The sequence below is a fragment of the Reichenbachiella sp. genome (assembly GCF_039941815.1).
Taxonomy (GTDB): Bacteria; Bacteroidota; Bacteroidia; order Cytophagales; family Cyclobacteriaceae; genus Reichenbachiella.
Window position 1 is genome coordinate 704,646 of sequence record NZ_JBDVDW010000032.1, and the last position, 21,270, is coordinate 725,915.

The 21,270-nt window shown below is 40.0% G+C and carries 21 protein-coding genes; 16 read left to right on the forward strand and 5 right to left on the reverse strand.

Going from position 1 to position 21,270, the window contains the following annotated elements:
• Window positions 1-12: 12 nt before the first annotated feature.
• Complete coding sequence (locus ABJF11_RS10275) at window positions 13-2,274, reverse strand: transglycosylase domain-containing protein (protein ID WP_348119755.1); 2,262 nt, start codon at window positions 2,272-2,274, stop codon at window positions 13-15.
• Complete coding sequence (locus tag ABJF11_RS10280; protein WP_348119756.1) at window positions 2,271-4,787, reverse strand: methyltransferase; 2,517 nt, start codon at window positions 4,785-4,787, stop codon at window positions 2,271-2,273. Before ABJF11_RS10280 ends, ABJF11_RS10275 begins: the two co-directional genes overlap by 4 nt.
• Before the next feature lie 183 nt (window positions 4,788-4,970).
• Here ABJF11_RS10280 and ABJF11_RS10285 point away from each other — a divergent pair, with 183 nt between their 5' ends.
• The 16 genes from ABJF11_RS10285 to ABJF11_RS10360 all read left to right on the forward strand — a co-directional run bounded on the left by ABJF11_RS10285 (window position 4,971) and on the right by ABJF11_RS10360 (window position 16,825).
• Window positions 4,971-5,837, forward strand: coding sequence for a M23 family metallopeptidase (locus ABJF11_RS10285; RefSeq protein ID WP_348119757.1), 867 nt, complete (start codon window positions 4,971-4,973; stop codon window positions 5,835-5,837).
• Window positions 5,838-5,861: 24 nt separating this feature from the next.
• Window positions 5,862-6,284, forward strand: coding sequence for a polymer-forming cytoskeletal protein (locus ABJF11_RS10290; protein WP_348119758.1), 423 nt, complete (start codon window positions 5,862-5,864; stop codon window positions 6,282-6,284).
• A 202-nt stretch (window positions 6,285-6,486) separates the two neighbouring features.
• Window positions 6,487-6,876, forward strand: coding sequence for a hypothetical protein (locus tag ABJF11_RS10295; protein ID WP_348119759.1), 390 nt, complete (start codon window positions 6,487-6,489; stop codon window positions 6,874-6,876).
• Window positions 6,877-6,890: 14 nt separating this feature from the next.
• On the forward strand, window positions 6,891-7,910 hold the full coding sequence (gene atpB, locus ABJF11_RS10300) for a F0F1 ATP synthase subunit A (RefSeq protein ID WP_348119760.1): 1,020 nt from the start codon (window positions 6,891-6,893) through the stop codon (window positions 7,908-7,910).
• Between the two features lie 36 nt (window positions 7,911-7,946).
• Window positions 7,947-8,153 (forward strand): ATP synthase F0 subunit C, encoded by a 207-nt coding sequence (gene atpE / locus ABJF11_RS10305; RefSeq protein ID WP_348119761.1) that lies wholly within the window; start codon window positions 7,947-7,949, stop codon window positions 8,151-8,153.
• Between the two features lie 71 nt (window positions 8,154-8,224).
• A complete protein-coding gene (gene atpF, locus ABJF11_RS10310) occupies window positions 8,225-8,719 on the forward strand; it encodes a F0F1 ATP synthase subunit B (protein WP_348119762.1) in 495 nt (164 codons plus the stop codon).
• Between the two features lies 1 nt (window position 8,720).
• Window positions 8,721-9,278 carry an ATP synthase F1 subunit delta gene (atpH, locus tag ABJF11_RS10315; RefSeq protein WP_348119763.1) on the forward strand — a complete coding sequence of 186 codons (558 nt, stop codon included), beginning with the start codon at window positions 8,721-8,723 and terminating at the stop codon, window positions 9,276-9,278.
• Between the two features lie 54 nt (window positions 9,279-9,332).
• Window positions 9,333-10,913 carry a F0F1 ATP synthase subunit alpha gene (gene atpA, locus ABJF11_RS10320; RefSeq protein WP_348119764.1) on the forward strand — a complete coding sequence of 527 codons (1,581 nt, stop codon included), beginning with the start codon at window positions 9,333-9,335 and terminating at the stop codon, window positions 10,911-10,913.
• Between the two features lie 8 nt (window positions 10,914-10,921).
• Window positions 10,922-11,821, forward strand: coding sequence for an ATP synthase F1 subunit gamma (atpG, locus tag ABJF11_RS10325; protein WP_348119765.1), 900 nt, complete (start codon window positions 10,922-10,924; stop codon window positions 11,819-11,821).
• Window positions 11,822-11,891: 70 nt separating this feature from the next.
• A complete protein-coding gene (locus tag ABJF11_RS10330) occupies window positions 11,892-12,722 on the forward strand; it encodes a hypothetical protein (RefSeq protein WP_348119766.1) in 831 nt (276 codons plus the stop codon).
• On the forward strand, window positions 12,719-13,345 hold the full coding sequence (locus tag ABJF11_RS10335) for a methyltransferase (RefSeq protein WP_348119767.1): 627 nt from the start codon (window positions 12,719-12,721) through the stop codon (window positions 13,343-13,345). Before ABJF11_RS10330 ends, ABJF11_RS10335 begins: the two co-directional genes overlap by 4 nt.
• A gap of 27 nt (window positions 13,346-13,372) precedes the next feature.
• Complete coding sequence (locus ABJF11_RS10340) at window positions 13,373-13,969, forward strand: sigma-70 family RNA polymerase sigma factor (protein WP_348119768.1); 597 nt, start codon at window positions 13,373-13,375, stop codon at window positions 13,967-13,969.
• Complete coding sequence (locus ABJF11_RS10345; RefSeq protein WP_348119769.1) at window positions 13,962-14,468, forward strand: hypothetical protein; 507 nt, start codon at window positions 13,962-13,964, stop codon at window positions 14,466-14,468. Before ABJF11_RS10340 ends, ABJF11_RS10345 begins: the two co-directional genes overlap by 8 nt.
• A gap of 26 nt (window positions 14,469-14,494) precedes the next feature.
• Entirely contained in the window at window positions 14,495-15,616 is a 1,122-nt protein-coding gene (locus tag ABJF11_RS10350) for a hypothetical protein (protein WP_348119770.1), read from the forward strand.
• A 14-nt stretch (window positions 15,617-15,630) separates the two neighbouring features.
• On the forward strand, window positions 15,631-16,161 hold the full coding sequence (locus ABJF11_RS10355; RefSeq protein ID WP_348119771.1) for a hypothetical protein: 531 nt from the start codon (window positions 15,631-15,633) through the stop codon (window positions 16,159-16,161).
• Complete coding sequence (locus tag ABJF11_RS10360) at window positions 16,151-16,825, forward strand: hypothetical protein (RefSeq protein WP_348119772.1); 675 nt, start codon at window positions 16,151-16,153, stop codon at window positions 16,823-16,825. Before ABJF11_RS10355 ends, ABJF11_RS10360 begins: the two co-directional genes overlap by 11 nt.
• Window positions 16,826-16,854: 29 nt before the next feature.
• Here the strand turns inward: ABJF11_RS10360 and ABJF11_RS10365 are convergent, their stop codons facing one another.
• From ABJF11_RS10365 to recJ, 3 genes are read right to left on the reverse strand one after another with little or no spacing between them, the layout of a single operon-like run.
• Entirely contained in the window at window positions 16,855-18,345 is a 1,491-nt protein-coding gene (locus ABJF11_RS10365) for a GH3 auxin-responsive promoter family protein (RefSeq protein WP_348119773.1), read from the reverse strand.
• Window positions 18,346-18,383: 38 nt separating this feature from the next.
• The gene (gene lptB / locus ABJF11_RS10370) at window positions 18,384-19,115 is read right to left on the reverse strand and encodes an LPS export ABC transporter ATP-binding protein (protein WP_348119774.1); all 732 of its coding nucleotides are present in this window, start codon (window positions 19,113-19,115) and stop codon (window positions 18,384-18,386) included.
• A 59-nt stretch (window positions 19,116-19,174) separates the two neighbouring features.
• Window positions 19,175-20,866: a single-stranded-DNA-specific exonuclease RecJ gene (recJ, locus tag ABJF11_RS10375; RefSeq protein WP_348119775.1), complete on the reverse strand. Its 1,692-nt coding sequence runs from the start codon at window positions 20,864-20,866 to the stop codon at window positions 19,175-19,177.
• Window positions 20,867-21,270: the final 404 nt, after the last annotated feature.

The following is a 21,270-nucleotide window of genomic DNA, read 5'->3' on the forward strand; positions in this document are numbered from 1 at the left end:
AGAGTTTGGTAATTACATTATACCGTCGTAATCCAATACTTCTAGAGTGTCAGTCTCTGCCGTACTACCTTCGTAAAGATCACAATCCAGTTCTACGCCAAGAGGAGTACTTGGTTTCTTGAAATAGCCTTTTTCTACACCAGTTCTGGGGTCATCATAAACCTTGAGCATGAAGTTTTCCCATATTGGCCTTGCAGTTTTGCCGCCTTGGCCCAAGGCCCAATGTTTGAAATGGATACTTCGATCATCTCCGCCGACCCACGCACCAGCCACCAAATCGTGGGTTACGCCCATGTACCAACCGTCGGAAGCATTTTGAGTCGTGCCAGTTTTTGCTCCTATTTCATTGTTTTGTTTTAGACGATAATCTAAGGCATGTGCAGATCCACCCCTTTCCTCCATAGCGCCTTTGAGCATATGTAGCATGAGATAAGCAGTTTTTTCGTTGAGAGCTTCTCTCCTCTCTGGAATGAAGTCTTGAATGACTACACCATTTTTGTCTTCTATTCTTGTGATAAAGAATGGTCGAGTCCATACTCCTTGATTTGCGAATGTAGAATACGCGCCAACTAATTCGTAGAGAGAGACCTCTCCGATTCCTAAGCAGAGTGCTGGCACTGCAGGCAGGCTACTTTCGATACCGCAGATATGTGCCATGTCTACTGCTGCTCTAGGGGTTATTTTTTGCATCACTCTTGCTGTAATAGAGTTGACAGAGGAAGCCATTGCTCGCCGAATAGTCATTGTCTCACCAGTAAATTTTCCATTTGCATTTTGTGGAGTCCATGTTGGGTTTTCAGGATCGTCTAGCATCCATGTTACGGGAGCATCTACTGCTGTATAACAAGGCGAGTAACCTAAGTCGATCGCAGCGGTATAGACAAATGGTTTGAACGTAGAGCCGGGTTGACGTTTGCTCTGTTTTACATGGTCAAATTTAAAATATCTGTGGTCGATGCCTCCAACCCAGGCTTTGATATGGCCGGTTTGTGGATCCATTGCCATAAAGCCAGCTTGTAAGAAGTGTTTGTAATATTTCAAGGAGTCAATTAAGCTGAAGGTTGTGTCAACCTCTCCTTCCCAGCTAAATACACTCATGTCTCTAGGGTAATTAAGCCAATAGTTTAATGAATCAGAGTTCTCCCCGTATTTTTTGGCTAGTGACCTATAGTTAGGAGTTCGTTTTATAGCCTTATCTACAAAATCAAGAATTTCATTTCCATCTTCATCAATCCATGGGCTGTCTCCGTTGAGATGATCAATAAATACTTGCTGTAGGGTGTCCATTTCTTCGATCACTGCCTGTTCTGCATAGAGTTGCATTCTACTGTCGATGGTCGTGTACACTTTTAACCCATCTGCGAAGAGGTCATAACCATTTTTTTCTGACCAGTTCATTAGAAAATTTCGCATGACAGTTCTAAAGTAAGTGGCTAGTCCTTCATTTTGATCTTGTACTTTGTACTGCAAGCCAAAGTCTGACACTTTTAAGGTGTCATAAGCTTCGCGATTAATTTTGCCATATTTTAGAAGATTGTAAAGAATTTCCGTTCGTTTTTCCATGGCAAATTCAGGGTTTCTGATCGGATTATAGCGTGTTGGTTTGTTGATGAGTCCAACTAATATGGCAGCTTCTTTGTGCGTGAGTTGACTTGGTAGTTTATTGAAGTAGGTTTGGGCGGCCACCTTGATGCCGTACGTATTATTACCATACTCTATGGTATTAAGATACATGGCAAGTATTTCTTCCTTCGTGTACGAAGCTTCTAATTGAACAGAAACGATCCATTCTTTCATCTTAATAATAAAAATGCCTAGTCCAGGCACATCACTCAACTTTCCGCCCAGATCTCTGGTTTTGAATAAATTTTTAGCCACCTGTTGGGTTAATGTACTTCCGCCACCGGCATTTTTATTGCCCATTAGTATCGTTTGAAACAATACCCTCCCGAGCCCTCTTAAATCTATTCCGGAATGTTTTGTAAATCTTATATCTTCAGTAACAAGTAGAGCATCTATTAGCTCCTGAGAGAGGTCATTGTAGGAGACTTCCGTTCTATTATGTCTGAAATATTTTCCAAGTGAAACACCATCCGCAGAAAACAGCTCTGAAGAAAGGTCAGGATCTGGTTTTTCAAGTGATTTTGTGCTAGGCAACCCTCCAAAGAGTCCAAAGGCGTCAATTTTGATGGAATAAAACATGAGTAAAATTGCCACTACGCCAGTGACTAGTAAGATCCAAACAAACGCAATTAGCTTTTTGTACTTATTCATTGCTGGTAATTTTTCCTATAGAATTTGAGATATGTATCCAACTCCTTCGTCTGATAGAGAATATTAAAATTGTCTTTTGTAATTACGAAATTAAAGAATTTGCCAGTCTTATTGATTTTTTCAGCTGGGTTTTCGGCTTCCACTAGTTGATTGAAATCTTCTGCTGTCTTTCTCAGTTCAAACTCCGATATCAAAATCATGGAGTTAGTTTCATCAAGGATTAAGTTGCCTATTTTCAAGTGGCTATCATCATTAATTAGTGTTTTGAAATATTGTGGTAGAGCGTCGGACAATTCTTGATCCGGCTGGTACATAAATATGAAAAAGTGTGGTTTCTCTAAATCGTTTATGAATTTTGCTTTGGTGCTATTCACCATATTGATTTGATATTTTTCGGATGCTGAAACCAATGAATTGGCATAGGGCAAAAGTTCACTTTCCGAATATGTTTTGATAAAATTATTCAGTTCATATTGGTATTTATAGATAGATTCTGATTTGCCTTGAACCAATATTTTAAGCAAAGCCATATTGTCTACAAAATCGTTGTCAGGGTAGTTTCGAAGGCCATCATTAATCAAATTCATAGCCTGCAAATAGTCCCCTGCCTGGTAGCTGGCGTATGCTTCATAATAGACTTTTTTCAGCTTCTCACTTGCCGCTTGTGATTCTGCCCGGTAGTTGGGGTTTATAATGATCTTAGCATAGATACTCTCAGGTGCCTCACCGAGTAAAAGGTTTTTGTAGTATTCTGACTTTGGAATATTATTGAGATCGCCATAGATTATATATAGTAAATACATCACTTCGTGCCGATACTCCGAGGCTGGAAATCGTTCGAACAGATTCACGAATGTTTCAGCAGAATTGTCTTTTTCGTCTAGATCGAAATTATAGATATTACCCAATTGGTATGACGCCTCCTCGATCTCGTCTAAAAGCTTTTGCTTATCTTCTTCTGTTTGGGGGAGTGTTGCTATGAGTGCCGATTTGTCTATTTTGAATTCTTCATCCTCCTTGCCTTTGGCACCTTTGGTGTCTTCACTTTCCTCATTTTCATCATCGCCTTTTGGACTGCCGTCTTCATTGGAGGAGTTCGAGCTGCTATTTGACCTACGCCAGTTATCTTCGAGTGTACGGTCCCCCCATACACGCTTAAAATCTGACTTTCCTTTGGATACAGCGGCTGGATTATAAAAATACCAAATGGCTCCTTCAAAATTGTTGCTTCCAATGTCTCTATTCGTCTGATCAAAACTATTAGAACTGTTGGCGGCAAGCCGTGCTGCGTTACGCTTCCTTTTTTTCTCCTCTTCTCTTCGTTCCTTCTCTATTGCTTCTGCCTTGGTAATATGGTCTGTTAGAAAGCGGTCAAGAGAGTCTTTTGACAAGCTTGCAAGATACAAGAGGCTATCGTTTACCTGAATTATGGTATACTGTTTCACGAAATTCTCCAATACTTTCTGTCTAGCCTCTATCTCAGCATAATCAAGTTCATCTTTTGGTAACACACTCAGGGTACTGTCATAGTAGAGTTTTGCGATTTTGTATTTAGCCAGGCTGTCGTAATAAATCTTTCCCAGACTCAGGTAGCTATGTGCCTTTTGTCGATTGTTGTTTATACTTGACCTTACAGATAGATTATAATATGCAATGCCCTGATCCAGATAACCATGGCGTACTTCGAACTTTGCCATTTCGTAATAGATCTTATCCTTGAACTCCTCATTTTTCCTATCTTTTAATAGTTTTCTGAAGTACTTTCGAATTTTCTTGGCATCGTTGCTTTTGGCCAATTGAGTCACCTGAGCCATATTTAGCTTAGTATAGAAAGATAGCTCGTAGGGGGGGTTGTTTTTAAGTGTCTGACGATAATAAGCATAGGCCTCGCCATCGAAACCCAGCGATTGATAGACTTGACCAATAATAAAATTGATGCGAGCTCTTTCTTTGAAATTCGTAATCAACGCTTCTGCTTGGATCAGATTCTGAACCATATTATTATAATCGCCACCTTTTTGATGTAAGTAGCCTCTGGTCAAATAGAGATTCTTTAAATTTTTCTTGTTGAGTTTTTCTTTTTTCAGATAGTCTGATACCGCAATGGCATTATTACTTTCCTTGTATTCAACAAACGTCCGCATTAAGGCCACGAGTGCTTCATGCTTGGCATTGTCATCCTCTCCTTTAGTATTTACATATTTGAAAGTTTCTACCGCATTTTGATAGTCGAGACTGTAGAAACGTGCCTTGCCTACGAGCACATAAGAATCATCTTCCCACTTAGAACCTTTGTGCCTTTGAATGGCAAGCGAGGCTTTTTCAACACAATCTTCAATCTGTGGAGTAAATGCACTGGCGGAGGTTGAGTCAAACTGTGGAAAAATAGGCAAGATCAAATTATAGTTCCAATCGTATTGATCCTCAATGCTCGTTTCGATCGCCTTGATGTGTTCAAGTGCGATGAAGTAGGCATTATAATGAGCTGTCATGTTATGGTAGGAGTTACTCATTACGTTATTCTTTTCAGCGGCACAAGAAGAAAGAATAACGGCTAGGCCAAGTAGTAGATTTAGACTTCGATGGATCAAATTCAATGTTTTCGAATAAACGCCAATTCAGATGCAATTAATACAATAATGGCTTACTAAATATCTATTAATATATATTTTTACCGCAAATCAGAAGCAATTTCCTTGGAACAAAAAAGAACTTTATCAAGTCGGCTCACTACCAAGTATCTTCTCATCATAAGAAATGAGGAAAATTTCGCCGAAAAATCCACGTATAGCTTTACCTATTCTAAGATTATTTTGGCACTGGTATTGGCTTTTATCGGTTTTTTTGGCCTTAGCTTTTACTTATCAACTTCTTTACTTGAGGCATGGTTTGACCCAAGATTTGCCGAGCTGAAGGCTACCAAGGAGGTATTGGAGTTGGCTTCCAGAGTTGACTCACTACAAGTGGAGATGAAGAAGAAAGATGATTTCATCAATAATTTTAAAACTATCATTTCAGGAGAAGATGCATCCTATACTGCTGTCGAAAATACAGGGTCTATAGGAAGTAGTGAGATCACTGAAATTGTTCAATCCGAAGTGATAAACCCTATAGATTCTCAATTTAGAGAAGAATTCGAAAAAGGAGGTTTAGAGTTTCAACTCACCGACAACCGACTATCCGAGGAACTTCAGGACTTCTTTTTGTTCAAACCTGTCGATGGAATTGTGTCTGAGCATTTTGATCCTCAGATAGATCATTTGGCCATAGATATAGTGGCTAAACAGGACGAACCGGTAAAATCTGTAGCTGACGGAACAGTTATTTTTGCCTCCTGGACGCAAGACAGTGGCTATGTAATGGCTATACAGCATCGAGGCAATCTAATATCTATGTACAAACACAATTCGGATTTGTTGAAAAACGTGGGTAATTTTGTGACCGCGGGAGAAGTGGTCTCTATTATCGGCAATACCGGAGAGCTTACTTCGGGTCCGCATTTGCATTTTGAGCTCTGGTATAATGGCAATCCCATTAATCCGGAAGAATTGATTAGATTTTAGTAAACACCTGTATTAACCAGTATTATGTTCAACAATAAGCAAGAAACGAGAGAAGTGGAAGAACTTAGCAACTCTAGTAACATCATCGGCAAGGGAACCCTTCTGAATGGAGACATCGAAACTTACGGCAATATTCGGGTAGAAGGCAAGATCGTAGGCAACATGAAAACCAAATCCAAGGCAGCCTGTGGGCACTCTTCTCACATAGAAGGCAATTTGGTAGCACAAAACGCTGAAATTGCTGGCCACGTGACAGGCACAGTCGAAGTATCGGAACTGCTGATTCTAAAGGCATCGGCTATTATCAACGGAGACATCATTACCAACAAACTCATTGTGGAATCTGGAGCTACTTTCAATGGCGGATGTAAAATGGGCGTAACCATCAAAGAAATTCAAATTGGAGACCAACCAGAATCAAAATCGCAACTCCTCAAAGCCGAATAAGGAAAAAGATAATTCGCCCTCTTTTCTGAAATTTACCGGGATTGCATTCGAAATGCTTGGATTTGTCCTGATAGGGTACTGGATAGGGAGCCAGCTTGATAAGTACTTTGAGACGGGCCCAATACTCACTCTGGTGGGTATCATGCTCGGGATCACGGGAGCTATGATCAATCTTTTTCGAAAACTCCCAAAATACTAATTCATGAAAGAACTCTCAAGAATCACTGTTTTTACAGGGATTTTGATCCTAATATGCTACTGTTTGCTGGATTTGATCGGCCTTTCATTTGTGCACCCGGCAGTTTATCAAGTGATAGGCTTCTTGTGGTTTCTCTATACAAGCATACATATCACCTATCTATTAGCTGCCAAAAACCCAAATATTGAGACCGCAATACTACCTCTGGTTGGGCTTGGGTTGAGGTTTGTTGTGACCCTTTTTACGCTTATGGTCTGGTTGATGAGAAACCCAGCTGACACTGAATTATTTGTGATCAATTTTATGGTAATCTATTTCGCCTTTGTAGTGTTTGAAATCACAGCCTTATTGTCTAACTTGCGACGAAATTCAAGTCAAGATCAAAATACATGATTAACGGTCGAATTATGACATCATTTAAGCATCTGAAAATCAGCATTTTATTTACGGTTTTCGGTCTGTTGGTATCACAGGCAAGTTTTGCAGGAGAAACAAAGGAAGGAGAGAAATTCGACCCAAGTGTGATGATCAATCATCACATCATGGATGCTCATTCATGGGAAATTTACCATGGGCTGACCCTACCACTTCCGGTGATTCTCTATTCTGAAGAAAAAGGGCTCGATATTTTTTCCTCGGCTAATTTTTATGATGCGGACCACAACGTGGTCCCTTATAATGGCTATGTGATGGAACACGAGCATATTTCATTAGAAAGCGGCGCTCATGTTTATGACATTTCTATTACCAAGAACGTTTTCTTCCTGTTCATCAATGCACTTATCATGATACTCATATTTTTGGCAGTAGCCAGAGGGTATAAGAAAAATGCAAAGCGTGCACCAAGAGGAATTCAATCATTCTTCGAGCCAATTATTATATATGTGAGGGATGAAATAGTCAAGCCAAACATTGGAGCAAAATACGAGCGGTATCTGCCTTATTTGTTGACCTTGTTTTTCTTTATTTGGTTCGGAAACTTATTAGGATTACTACCTGCAGCGGCTAACTTGACAGGAAACATTGCAGTTACACTTGTTCTTTCTGTGTTTTCATTGATTATCACCCTAGCATCGGGTAGAAAAACATATTGGTTGCACATATTGGACCCCTTGGGGAATAGTATGCCATGGGTGGCTAAGATTCCATTATATCTTATCCTATGGCCAATTGAATTAATTGGAATTATTACAAAGCCTTTCTCATTGATGGTTCGTTTGTTTGCGAACATCACAGCAGGGCATATTATCATATTAAGTATTATAAGTCTTACCTTCATCACCCAAAGTTTGGTGGTGGGATTGGCATCAACTGCATTTGCAACTGTCATGAACATGTTGGAATTGTTTGTGGCTTTGCTACAGGCTTATGTGTTTACACTTCTGACCTCCATGTATTTTGGACAGGCGGTAGAAGAACATCATTAAGGAATTATTTTTTTTTAACCATATAAATTAACTGTAATGGGAGCAATAGGAGCAGGATTAGCAGTACTAGGAGCAGGTCTTGGTATCGGAATGATCGGTAAAGGAGCCACTGAAAGTATCGCTAGACAACCTGAAGCAGCTGGAAAAATCCAGACAGCAATGATTATCGCAGCAGCCTTGATTGAAGGTGTTGCCTTATTTGCTGCAGTAATTGGATTTATGTCCGTTAACGCAGGAAATTAATTTTTTTGACATGGCTCTGTTTGCATTAGGCATCAGGGCCATGCCTTATAGTTATTTAAAATAAGAAAAACGTGGAACTAGTAACCCCCGGTATAGGACTAATAATTTGGCAAACGATAGTATTCCTTGCAGTCTTTGGAATATTGGCTGGATTTGTTTGGAGGCCCATCACAGACGCATTGAGAACAAGAGAGTCTTTTATTCAAGACTCATTAGATGCAGCTGAAAACGCCAAGAAGAAAATAGAGGAGCTTAAGCAAGACAATGAATACTTGCTACAAGAAGCCCGAATAGAAAGAGACAAAATGATCAAAGACGCTACCGAAGTGGCTAACAAGATCAAAGAAGAGGCCAAGGAGGAGACTTCGAAGATTACTGCCAAAATGGTGGAAGATGCTAAGTCAGTAATCAACACTGAGAAAAACGCAGCCTTAGCGGATGTGAAAAATCTTGTGGCTAATTTATCTCTTGATATCGCTGAAAAAGTCTTGAAAAACAGCTTGGCTGACAAGAAAGCTCAAGAGAAGTTGGTAAAGGATTTAGTAAAAGACATAAAGGTAAACTGATATGTCAGAATTTAGAATAGCATCGCGATATGCAAAGTCCCTTCTTGAGTTAGCCAACGAAAAGAAGTCTCTTGACAAAGTGTTATCAGACATGCAGATGTTTTCTGATATGTGTGACACAAATCACGATTTGGTATTAATGCTCAAAAACCCAATCATAAGTCATTATAAAAAACTGTCTATTCTAAAGGAGATTTTCAAGGGCAAAGTCAATGATTTGACCATGTCAATTTTTGAAATTCTAGCAAAAAAGAATAGAGAAATGTATTTGCCAGAGGTGGCAAAAGCATTCAAGTCTCAATACCACGTATTTAAAGGCATAGTAGAGAGCACCATCACTACCGTACATCCACTTTCGGCAGCAGTGAGAAAAGATATCAATGCTATCGTGAAGAAACTCACAAATAGCGAAGTGGAGCTAACCGAAAAGACAGATCCGAATTTGATAGGAGGATTTGTTTTGAAAATTGGCGATAGACAAATTGACGATAGCGTAAGCGGAAAATTGAAGGAACTTAGACTTCAGTTCGTTGACAAAGGATATGTAAGTAAACTATAATCACGAAAGTGATTTTATAATAGAAAATTAAAAGATCTAAAATTAACTACAGTAATGGCAGATGTAAGACCAGATGAAGTTTCATCAATATTGAGAGAGCAACTCTCAAACTTCAGAACAGAGGCTGAATTAGAAGAGATAGGTACAGTACTACAAGTAGGTGATGGTGTAGCCAGAATCTATGGCTTGACACAAGCACAGTCTGGAGAGCTTCTAGAGTTTGAAAATGGCTTAAAAGCTATGGTTTTGAACCTTGAAGAAGACAATGTAGGAGCCGTATTGCTAGGTGAGTCTTCTGGAGTAAGAGAAGGTGATACAGTGAAAAGAACCAAGCAAATTGCATCCATCAAAGCCGGTGATGGTTTGTGTGGGAGAGTAATTGACACCTTGGGAAATCCTATCGACGGGAAAGGCCCGGTCGCTGGTGATCTTTTTGAAATGCCATTGGAACGTAAAGCTCCAGGTGTAATCTATAGACAACCAGTTGATGAGCCGCTTCAAACAGGTATTACCTCAATTGATTCCATGATTCCAATTGGAAGAGGACAGCGAGAGCTTATCATTGGTGACCGTCAGACTGGAAAAACAGCCGTTGCGATTGATACAATTATCAATCAAAAAGAATTTTATGACAAAGGTGAGCCTGTATTTTGTATCTACGTAGCCGTAGGACAGAAAGCCTCTACTGTTGCGGGTATCTATAGCTCATTGGAAAAAGCCGGAGCGATGGATTATACAGTAATCGTGTCTGCTTCAGCTTCTGATCCAGCACCGATGCAATTCTTTGCTCCATTTACAGGAGCTGCTGTAGGCGAATACTTCAGAGATACAGGAAGACCAGCACTTGTCATATATGATGATTTGTCAAAGCAAGCTGTAGCATACAGAGAAGTTTCTTTATTGTTGAGAAGACCTCCGGGACGTGAAGCTTACCCTGGTGACGTATTCTATCTTCACTCAAGATTGCTTGAAAGAGCTGCAAAAGTGAGTCAGAATGATGACATCGCTAAAGAAATGAATGACTTACCTGAGTCGTTGAAAGGTAAAGTAAAAGGAGGCGGGTCATTGACAGCACTTCCAATTATCGAAACTCAGGCGGGCGACGTATCAGCCTATATTCCTACTAATGTAATTTCTATTACAGATGGACAGATTTTCTTGGAAACTAATCTGTTTAACTCTGGTATCAGACCTGCGATTAATGTAGGTATCTCCGTATCTAGAGTAGGAGGTAGTGCTCAGATCAAATCAATGAAGAAAGTAGCTGGTACCTTGAAATTAGATCAAGCGCAGTTTAGAGAACTTGAAGCGTTCGCAAAATTTGGTTCTGATCTCGATGCAGCAACTCAGTTGGTAATATCTCGAGGGCAGAAGAATCAGGAAATCCTGAAACAGCCACAATATTCTCCGATTCCAGTAGGTGAGCAGGTAGCCACTATCTATGCTTCTACAAAAGGATTTATGGATAAGGTGCCTGTAGAAAAAGCAAGAGCGTTTCAGTCTGAATTTATTACAGTAATGAGAACTCAGTATCAGGACGTTCTGAATGCACTAGCTGCCGGAAAATTCGATGATGCAGTTACGACTAAATTAGGTGAAGTAGCTAAAGATGTAGCTACCAGATTTGAAAACTAAGAAGCTGCATGGCTAATTTAAAAGAAGTAAAAAATAGGATAGCGTCTGTTAGTTCGACACAGCAAATCACAAGTGCCATGAAAATGGTGGCTGCTGCCAAGTTGAAGCGAGCTCAAGACAAAATCACTCAAATGCGACCATATTCTCAAAAACTCACGGGTCTTTTGCAGAATGTTTCGGCCGGTTTGGATGAAGGATCCGAAAATATTTTTGGAGATGAAAGAGAAGTCAACAACGTACTCATTGTAGTTGTTTCTTCAGACAGAGGTTTATGCGGGGCTTTCAACAACAATGTATTCAAGGCAACAGTCGCTCTAATCAAAGAGAAGTACTCATACGAGGATAAGCACGATGGTGTGCACATCCTGCCTATTGGCAAAAAAGCGTACGAATATTTCAACAAGCGCAACTATCAAGTCATCGATACATACTATTCACTTTTTTCTGACCTTACTTTCGAAAAAGCCAAAAAAGCAGCTGAGTTTGTAATGAAATCTTTCGTGGATGGTGAATTTGATAAGGTAGATTTGATCTATAACGAATTCAAAAATGTAGCCACTCAACTTCTTCAAGTAGAGCAATTCCTACCTATTGAGCAGCTGGTAGTTGATGAGGATGCCTCTCAAAGCGAATTTGCTAATCAAGAGTATATTTATCAGCCCTCCATGGAATACATCATTGAGGAATTGATTCCAAAGTCTTTGAAAATTCAATTTTATAAAGCCACTTTAGAGTCAAATGCTTCTGAAAATGGTGCAAGAATGACTGCCATGGATCAGGCCACCGACAATGCTGGTGAGATGCTCAAAGCGCTGAAACTCGATTATAACAGAACTCGACAAGCGGCGATTACTAAGGAGATTCTTGAAATCGTAGGTGGTGCAGAAGCACTGGCGAGCGATGGATAATTGAAATTAAAATACAACAAAAAGGCTGAGCTTAATTAATAGGTTCAGCCTTTTTTGCTTTCATTAGAAGATGAATCGAATCTATCTCATCATCTCAGTAGCCAGATGGCTATCACTCGATGTGGCCCTCGGTGGCGTGATATTTACACTTGCGTCCGGGAAAGTTGCAGAACTCAACTTGCCCTGGACTGTCGTCGCAGCTTTGGGATGCTGTATTTGGCTGATTTATACGCTAGATCATCTGATAGATGGCAATAGTTTGGATAGGAGTCCAAGTATTCCACGCCATAATTTTCATCGAAAATTTAGAAAACCAATCTTCGTTCTTTTTTCCATTGTAGCTGGGTTTGGTTTATGGCTACTCTTCTATCTTCCCTACCTCACCTTAGTTTATGGATGTATCATGCTAGGTTTGGTAGGGCTGTACTTTTTGTCAATATGGCTATTCAAAATCTACTTTGCCAAAGAGCTCTTTATAGCTATTTTATATTCTTGTGGGATATTCTTAGGTATTTTCTCAATGAAGGCCAGTATTGATTTTCCTATCTACGTGATGTTTTTTCAGACCATGATCATGGCATTTATCAATCTGTTGCTATTCTCATATTTTGAATTAGAAAATGACGTCAAAGATGGCCACCGCTCTTGGGTGACTTATTTTGGAGTTAGCAAAACCGTGATTCATCTAAAAGCACTTTTTGCACTATTGATAGTGTCGATTATTAGTTCTTTACTGTATTTCAAATCTGTGGAACTTATAGCTATGGAAGCCATTTTTATGGGAATGGGAGCTACCTTATTTATGATTTTTGCCAGACAAGAATTATTCACGGATCATGAAAGGTTTAGATGGATAGGTGACCTGGTGTTCTCCTTTCCTGTGTTGATCTACTTATTATGACGGGATATGATTACATCGCTTGGTTGTATGATTTCATAGCATCTGCTATATTCCGAGGCAGTATACTTGAATCACAACTCCATCACTTAAACCTCATAAAACCCAACCAAAAGGTTTTGATTGTAGGAGGTGGAACGGGCCAGATATTGTCAAAACTAGATGAACTTGACATTCCTCTGGTGGTGGATTTCTTGGAGCCATCAGGCCAGATGATCAGCCGTGCCAGACGTTGTGCCAGGCACTGTTCAAATATCACTATTAATTTTCATCAGACCAGATTAGAATTATTCAATAAGTCGAGCTCTTATGATGTTATTGGTTGTTTTTACTTCCTCGACCTATACCCAACTTCGGAATTGGATCAGACGGTAAGTGGACTATATGCAATCATAAACCAGCAAGGGTTTCTGCTGGTATCAGATTTTCAACTTAAAACTGGAGCCTATTGGCAAAAGACACTATCTAGAATCATGCATTTGTTTTTTAGATTGACGACTGGATTGCGAAGCAAATACTTAAAAAAGATTGAAGCAGTCATTCTAAGCCATAACTTTGAAAAGGTTGATGGCAGAGAATATTTTCATCAGTTTATCTTTAGTGCTGCCTACAAAAAAAATGTCTAGAAGAATGGAAACCATTCATAATTGAAGATGTCTATAGAGTATTCTGTAAAAGAGGTGAAAAATATTCAGTACGATATACATAGAGAACTTATACTAAGATGCCAGGCTGACGATCGGGTGGCACAGAATGAGTTGTACAAAAGGTACGCTGGAGCTATGTACAATATCTGCCGCAGAATGTTGAATGATGATGATGATGCTAAGGACATGCTGCAGGAGGTTTTTGTAGAAGCCTTTTTAAAAATTGGTAGCCTCAAAGAGCTCACTACCTTCAGCGCATGGATCAAGAGAATAGCAGTAAATAAGTGTATCAATGCGATTAAGAAAAAGAGAATTTTTGCTATATCCATCGATGAAAGTATAGATCCTACCGAAGAGACTGAGAGTATTGATAAGGACATTATAGGGAATGATGCCAAAAAAGTCATGAAAGCACTAGAGCAAATATCAGATGGTTGTCGTACAGTGTTCAATTTGTATTTGTTTGAAGGCTATGATCACAAGGAGATTAGCCAGATAATGGGAATATCAGAATCGGCATCTAAATCCCAGTATAGCAAAGCCAAACAGAAAATTCGTGATTTATTGAAAACCAAAAAATTCCACAGCTATGGAAATGAATGAACTTAAAAACTATGTGGATGTCAACCGTGAGTCGTTTGAAGTCTATGAATATGCGCCTGAGGACTGGAATGCCATTGCAGCTAAACTAGATGAGACCAAATCGAAGCATAAAAGTGTCAACATCCCTCTAAAGTATATTTGGAGAGCCGCCGCCGTTGTCCTTCTGGCATTCGGAGCAGTATTTTATACAAGCTGGATCAATTGGAGATCACAGAACCTGGACATGATGATGAGCAATGAGCTCAGGGAGGCAGAATTTTATTATAATGACCTCATTGCCGTTAAAGTTGCCGAGATAGGTAGACTGGACAGAAGTGCTGAGGTAGAAGTATTCAGGAATATGGAAGAACTGGATCAGGCTTTTCTTGAGCTCAAAAGAGACCTGGAAGACAATGCTGACAATGAAGAGGTATTGCTCGCTATGATGAATAACTATAAAATTAAACTCGAAATATTAGAACAAATCCTTCAGCAGCTAGAAGCTAGAAAAGCACTATGATCCAGACACAAACATATCGTTTGATAATGCGAGTCGCACTGACTTTGATAGGATCGACTATTCTGTTTTATTCTAGCCATGGCCAATCCAGAACGCTGGTCAAGAATATCACTCAGTCTTTTCAAGTGGCAGCCAAACCCACCATTGAGCTCACCAATAAATATGGAAAGGTTATTGTAGATACATGGGATAAGGACTCTGTAAGTGTGAAAGTGAAAATCACAGCCTATGGCAAAAATGACGAGGCCCTATCCAAGAACATGGAACGTGTAGACATCGAATTCAAAAACTTTGGCGATCTACTCAACATTGAAACTGTGCTGGATAGAAATTCCAGCGTATTCAAAGAAGTGCTCAACAGCCTGGGGGATTATTCGAAAACGCTGATTAGTAAAAACAAAATTAGCATCGACTATGACCTTATCATTCCTGCCAACTCAGCCCTGATATTGGATAATAAATTTGGAGACGTATATGTGCAAAGCCTGAAAAATGAAGCCAAAATCACTTTGGCACATGGAGATTTCAAAGCACAACAATTGACAGGGGTAACACGACTAAATCTGAGCTTTGGCAAGTCGTGGATTAAGAAATTGGATAAAGCCTTTGTTGAACTTAAAGGATCCGAGTTAGAGCTCGACGAAGGAGGAGATATAGATCTTACCAGCAGCTCCTCAAAATTTGAGGTGAGACACATCAAAAGTCTGAAGATAGATTCTCGAAATGATAAAATATACCTCGAGAAAGTCACAGCCATAAGAGGGTATTCAAGTTTTTCAAATGTGCTGATTGATAGTATTCTTGACCGAATAGACATGGAGCTCAACTATGGCGACCTGAAGGTTATGAGTGTGAATAGTAATTTCAACACTGTGAATCTGAAGAGCAAAAGTGCGGATATAAATGTCAGCTTGGATATGGGATCCTATTTTTCAGCAGTTTTGACTGGCCGTGAAGATAGGATGTTTCTCACCAGAAATTTCATGGGAATGAACAAGTCAAGAGATTCAGAAAACGAAAAATTAATCACCTTGACAGGGAGTGTAGGAACAATAAAACCAAAACAAAGCCAACTGAGTATCGAAGGAGAATCGGGAGAATTAACCGTATACCTCGAAGAAACAGGAGGCATTACCAATAAAAGATAATCAGGTCAATCTCGATGAATTCAAATAATCAAAACTCAATTTTCATAGGCCTCATACTATTGCTGATGCTCAGCTCAGTCCATGGCTATTCACAACAATATGACCGATCTGCTGGTATCAGGCTGGGAGGAAGTTCGGGACTCACATTCAAAAAGTTTATTGTTGAAGAAGAAGCTTTCGAAGTCATAATAAGCAATCGTAAGCATGGAATCCAACTCACAGGGCTGTATTTAATTCATCAGCCCATGGATGTTTCTTTCAATGACAATTTCTATTTCTACTACGGAGTCGGAGGGCACGTAGGAGCCGAAAAGCATGGTGATATTAGTAAAGTATTGTTCGACAGCGATCCTTCAATATTTATGTACGAAGAAAAAAGCTATCTCACCCTAGGCATCGATGGAATGATCGGTATTGAGTACCGGATGCTCAGTGTGCCCATCACGCTGAGCCTTGATTTAAAACCATACCTAAACTATGTGGGGATGAGAAAAATAAAAGCTGATTTCTGGGACGCCTCCATTGCTATTAAATATGTATTCTAAATTTCCGATGATGACCAACATTAAATATATACTAATCATCCTTAGTTCTCTGTTTTACACTACTTCGCAGGCACAGCAGTATACTGACGATCCAAAGGCCAACGAAATAAAATCTCTGATCGGAAAGGAAAAAGAAATTACCGGCTTTGGGAATGTGGATCTTCGCGTTGGCGAATTTGTGTCGCAGCAGGTATTAATTGTCGGTGCGTATGGAGGCATACTGATCAATAAAAATGTAATGTTCGGCGTAGGTGGGTATGGCATAGCGACGGAATCTCAATTCGAGGGATTCAATCCAGAGACCAATGAACAAAGAGATCTTAATATCTACGGAGGTTATGCAGGTATGCTACTAGGATTTAAGGTTGCCTCCAAAGAAATCATTCACCTAAGCGTACCTATACTTTTGGGTGCAGGGCATATTGATATATCGGATGACAACTATTTTGATCTGTCCAACGGAGACAATGATTTCACAGTGGAATCATCGGCCTTTTTCGTGCTAGAGCCATCTGCACTACTTGAACTCAATATTTCTAATCATTTTAGGCTAGGGTTTGGAGCTGGATACCGAATAGTCAAAGGCTCAAGCCTGGAAAATTTAAGTGATGACGACCTATCAGGATTCACAGGAGTGGTATCCTTTCAGCTTGGAAGATTTTAGATCTACCCTTAGACCAGTATTAGGAGATACTAGCCTTCATTAATCAATTCTAGAATATCGTCCAGATACTCCCGATCATTTGCTAGTCGAGGCACCTTATTTTGTCCACCAAGCTTCCCTCTCTTTTTCATCCATTGGTAGAAGGTCCCTGGTGCCGCTGCGTGGATCAATGGCATTTTTAAAGCAATGTCCTTATAGCGTTTGGCATCATAATCAGAATTAACCTCCCTCAATTTTTCGTCAAGAATTACCGCAAATCTTTCTGCGCTATCAGGAGGAGATTGAAATTCGATGACCCATTCGTGCCCGCCGCTTGATTGATTTGTAAAATGAATAGGTGCCGCTGTGAAGTTTTCAATAACAGCTCCGGTGATTTCACAAGCCTCTGTGATGGCCGATTCTGCATTTTCTACAACTAGCTCCTCACCAAAGGCATTGATAAAGTGTTTTGTCCTACCCGCAATTTTTATTCTATACGGACTCAGTGAGGTGAATTTTATGGTGTCACCGATGCTATATCGCCACAGACCTGCATTGGTGCTAATCACTAAAGCATAAATCTTTCCTATCTCTACCTCGTCCAGACCTATTGTATTGGGGTGTTCCTTTTGAATCTCCTCATAAGGGATAAACTCATAAAAAATTCCGTAGTCCAACATGAGTAACAATTCATCCGAATCCGATCTATCCTGAATTCCAAAAAAACCTTCCGAAGCTGTATAAGTCTCTACATAGTTCATTTGATCAGACGGAATCAATTGCTTAAAAAGAGAACGATACGGCCCAAAAGCCACTGCACCGTGAAAAAACACCTCCAGGTTTGGCCATACCTCAAGAATATTAGAAGCACCTTTCAGCTCAACGATTTTTTGAATTAGAGGAATCGTCCAGGTAGGCACACCAGAAATGTTAGTTACGTTTTCGTTGGCAGTAGACTCAGCCATTCTTTCAATTTTCTCTTCCCATTTGTCCATCAGAGCCACATCTAGAGAAGGGGTCCGAATAAACTGGGCCCAGATGGGTAAATTTTGCATGATTACTGCTGAGACATCCCCATAGTAAGAGTCCATTTTTGGGTCAAGCTCGTTGATCTGGTGACTACCACCTATAGCCAGACCCTTGCCTGTAAACATCTGAGTAGTGGGATTGTTATTTAAGTAGATAGAAATCAAGTCCTTTCCTCCCTTGAAGTGGCAATCTTCGAGTGCTTCGGGAGATACAGGGATAAACTTGCTACGGGCATTGGTCGTGCCGGAAGATTTTGCAAACCATTTCACATCAGACGACCAAAGTAATTTTTGCTCACCCTTCATCCTTCTCTCTATATATGGAAAAAGCGCCTCATAAGCCTGGACTGGAACGGTAGCTTTATACTGATCATAAGATTTGATGTTTTTGAAATCATATTTTTTCCCAAACTCAGTATCCCGAGCAGAATGCAGGAGCTTTGAGAAAATCTCTTTTTGAACATCATGCGGGTATTTCATGAAAAGTTCTATCTGATGGATTCGCTTTTTCATTACCCAAGAAAGGATTGAATTAAAAAGAGGCACGCTAATTAAATTTTTCTTTTTAGTTCGAAATGTCTTCCAAGATATACACGTCTGACTTGCTCATCGGCCGCGAGCTCCTCAGCCGTACCTGATTTCAAAAGTTTACCTTCAAACATAAGATAAGCTCGATCTGTAATCGACAATGTTTCTTGCACGTTGTGATCAGTGATTAAAATACCTATATTTTTATTTTTAAGCTGAGCTACTACCATCTGAATCTCCTCTACCGCTATTGGGTCCACACCCGCAAAAGGTTCATCCAGCAATACAAAATTAGGATCGATGGCTAAGGCACGCGCTATTTCCGTCCGTCTTCTCTCTCCACCCGAGAGCGCAATACCAAAGTTTTTTCGAACATGAGTCAAGCTAAACTCTTCCATCAGGGCCTCAGCTTTTTCCTTCTGCTCTTTTTTCGTATAATCCTTCATCTCCAGTACAGCAAGGATATTTTCTTCCACAGTCAATTTTCTGAACACCGAAGCCTCCTGCGCCAAATACCCGATCCCTAGTTTTGATCTTTTATACATAGGGAGGTCAGTGATGTCCTGATCATCGAGGTAAATCTTTCCGCTATTGGGTTTGATCAGACCTACCGTCATATAAAAACTTGTGGTTTTCCCCGCACCGTTAGGACCGAGTAGGCCTACGATCTCTCCCTGATCTACCTTTACAGAGATTCCCTTTACCACTGTTCTACTCTTATATTTTTTAACCAGGTTTTCTGCCCTCAACTGCATATGTCGTAGTTACTTTTGCTTTCAGCAATTTTAATGATAATAATTTACTTTAAGAGCCCTCAGACTCTTATATCCTTCAGCATCAGTTGCAATGTAGTATTGCCCTTATAATGATTTTCTTCTATGGTATAGACAATGTCAAACGGGGCATCCAGCTGATCATGGAAATGACCTAAGCCAAATCCAATCACGTCAAAGTTGTTTGCACAGCCTGCTTGCGATATAAACAGTTTGAGATGTTTTTCTTTAAGCACTCTAGGGTCCTTTTTCAAAAACACATTTCTACTGCAAAAAACCGGTTGCATATTCATTGGGCCAAAAGGTCCCATCTGTTTAAGGATGCCGAACATCTTGAAGTCAATATCCTGAAGATCAATCTCCGTATCTATATTCACAGTAGGCTTCTTTTGAGATTCCTCTATTAGTTCTGATACAGCTTCTTCAAAGGCTACTTTGAAATCATTGATACGGTCTGGCTCCATGGTGAGGCCAGCAGCATACTTGTGCCCACCAAATTGTATGAGATGATCACTGCACCTTTCTAACGCGAGATATACATCGAATCCTTGGACCGATCTGGCTGAGCCAGTAATCATTCCATTGGACTCAGTCATAATAATAGTCGGTTTATAGTATTGTTCAATGCACCTTGAAGCCACTATCCCAATGACACCCTTGTGCCAATCTTTTTTGAAAAGCACCGTACTACACTTATGTTCTTGACCCTCAGTTTTAATAAGCTCAAGGGCTGCGATGGTAATGTTCTCATCGTAATTTTTTCTTTCCTGGTTTTCTACGTTCAGTTTTTCCGCATATACATAGGCCTCCTCCTTTGTTGATTGTGTCATAAGGTCTAGTGCTGTTTTTGCATGACCAATACGTCCGGCAGCATTTATCCTGGGGCCGATGCCAAAGACCACATCAGAGATGGTCAATGGAACATTCATACCGGCTTTCTCGATGAGTGCAGCAAACCCTGGCAGGGGTGAGTTGTTAAGTTTTTTCAAACCAAACCAAGCCAACAGTCGATTTTCACCAGTGACCGGCACGATGTCAGAAGCAATGCTTACTGCTACCAAATCCAACAAGCCCAGCAGCTTGTTTTGATCGATACCATTTTGAATAGAGAACCCTTCCAGTAGTTTGTATCCTATGCCGCAACCAGATAATTCGTTGTATGGATAACTACAATCGTTTTGTTTTGGATCCAAAATAGCGACAGCAGCAGGCAACTCCTCTCCGGGCAAGTGATGATCACAAATGATGACATCGATACCCCCATCAGCGGCAACTTTGATATTTTCGGTAGCTCTTATTCCACAATCCAGTGTGATGAGCAGCTTTATGTCATGATCCAGTGCCCAATCTATACCCTTGCGGGAAACTCCATACCCCTCAGTATATCGATCAGGAATATAAGTGAAGATATTAGGCGAAAAATCCTTGAGAAAATTATAAGCCAGAGCTACACTGGTTGTGCCGTCTACATCGTAGTCTCCATAGATTAGAATTTTTTCTTCTTCAAAGATGGCTTGAGTCAGCCGCTCAACCGCCTTATCCATATCTCTCATTAGAAATGGGTCATGCAACCGATCTAGCTCAGGCCTAAAAAATGATTTGGCATCTTCAATATTTTTGATTCCTCTTTGAATTAAAAGAGCACAGAGGATAGGGTGAATATTAAGTTGATTTTGAAGTTCTTCGATTTTGGTTACTTCCGGTTTGATCTTGACGACCCATTCTTTTATCATATCGACAAAACTATTTAAGTAATTCCCCAAGAAGGTCTATAAAGCCAGAAAAGATTAGCACATTTTATTACCCTATTGGAGCTAATACGAAGTTTCCGTATGGTTTTGAAATATTTCTCAAAAACTTTATAGATGTATTTGGAATTGGCTGGGAGTTGTTGGTATCTTTGCGTCCCTTTAGGGGGGAAGGCACTTAGAGTAGTGCCAAATAGATTGACATTTTGAGGTGAGGGGCGGATCATTATTGGGTTTATTTTGCGTGAGTAAAAGGGGCTTCAAATTTTTTCCAAAACTTTTTTCTAAACCATTAGGATTAGGAAAAAATTACTTCTTATCTTTGCATCCGCTTTCACAGGGAGGCAGTTAACACGAGGTTAGCTTCTCATAAAAAAGTGTAGTAAAAT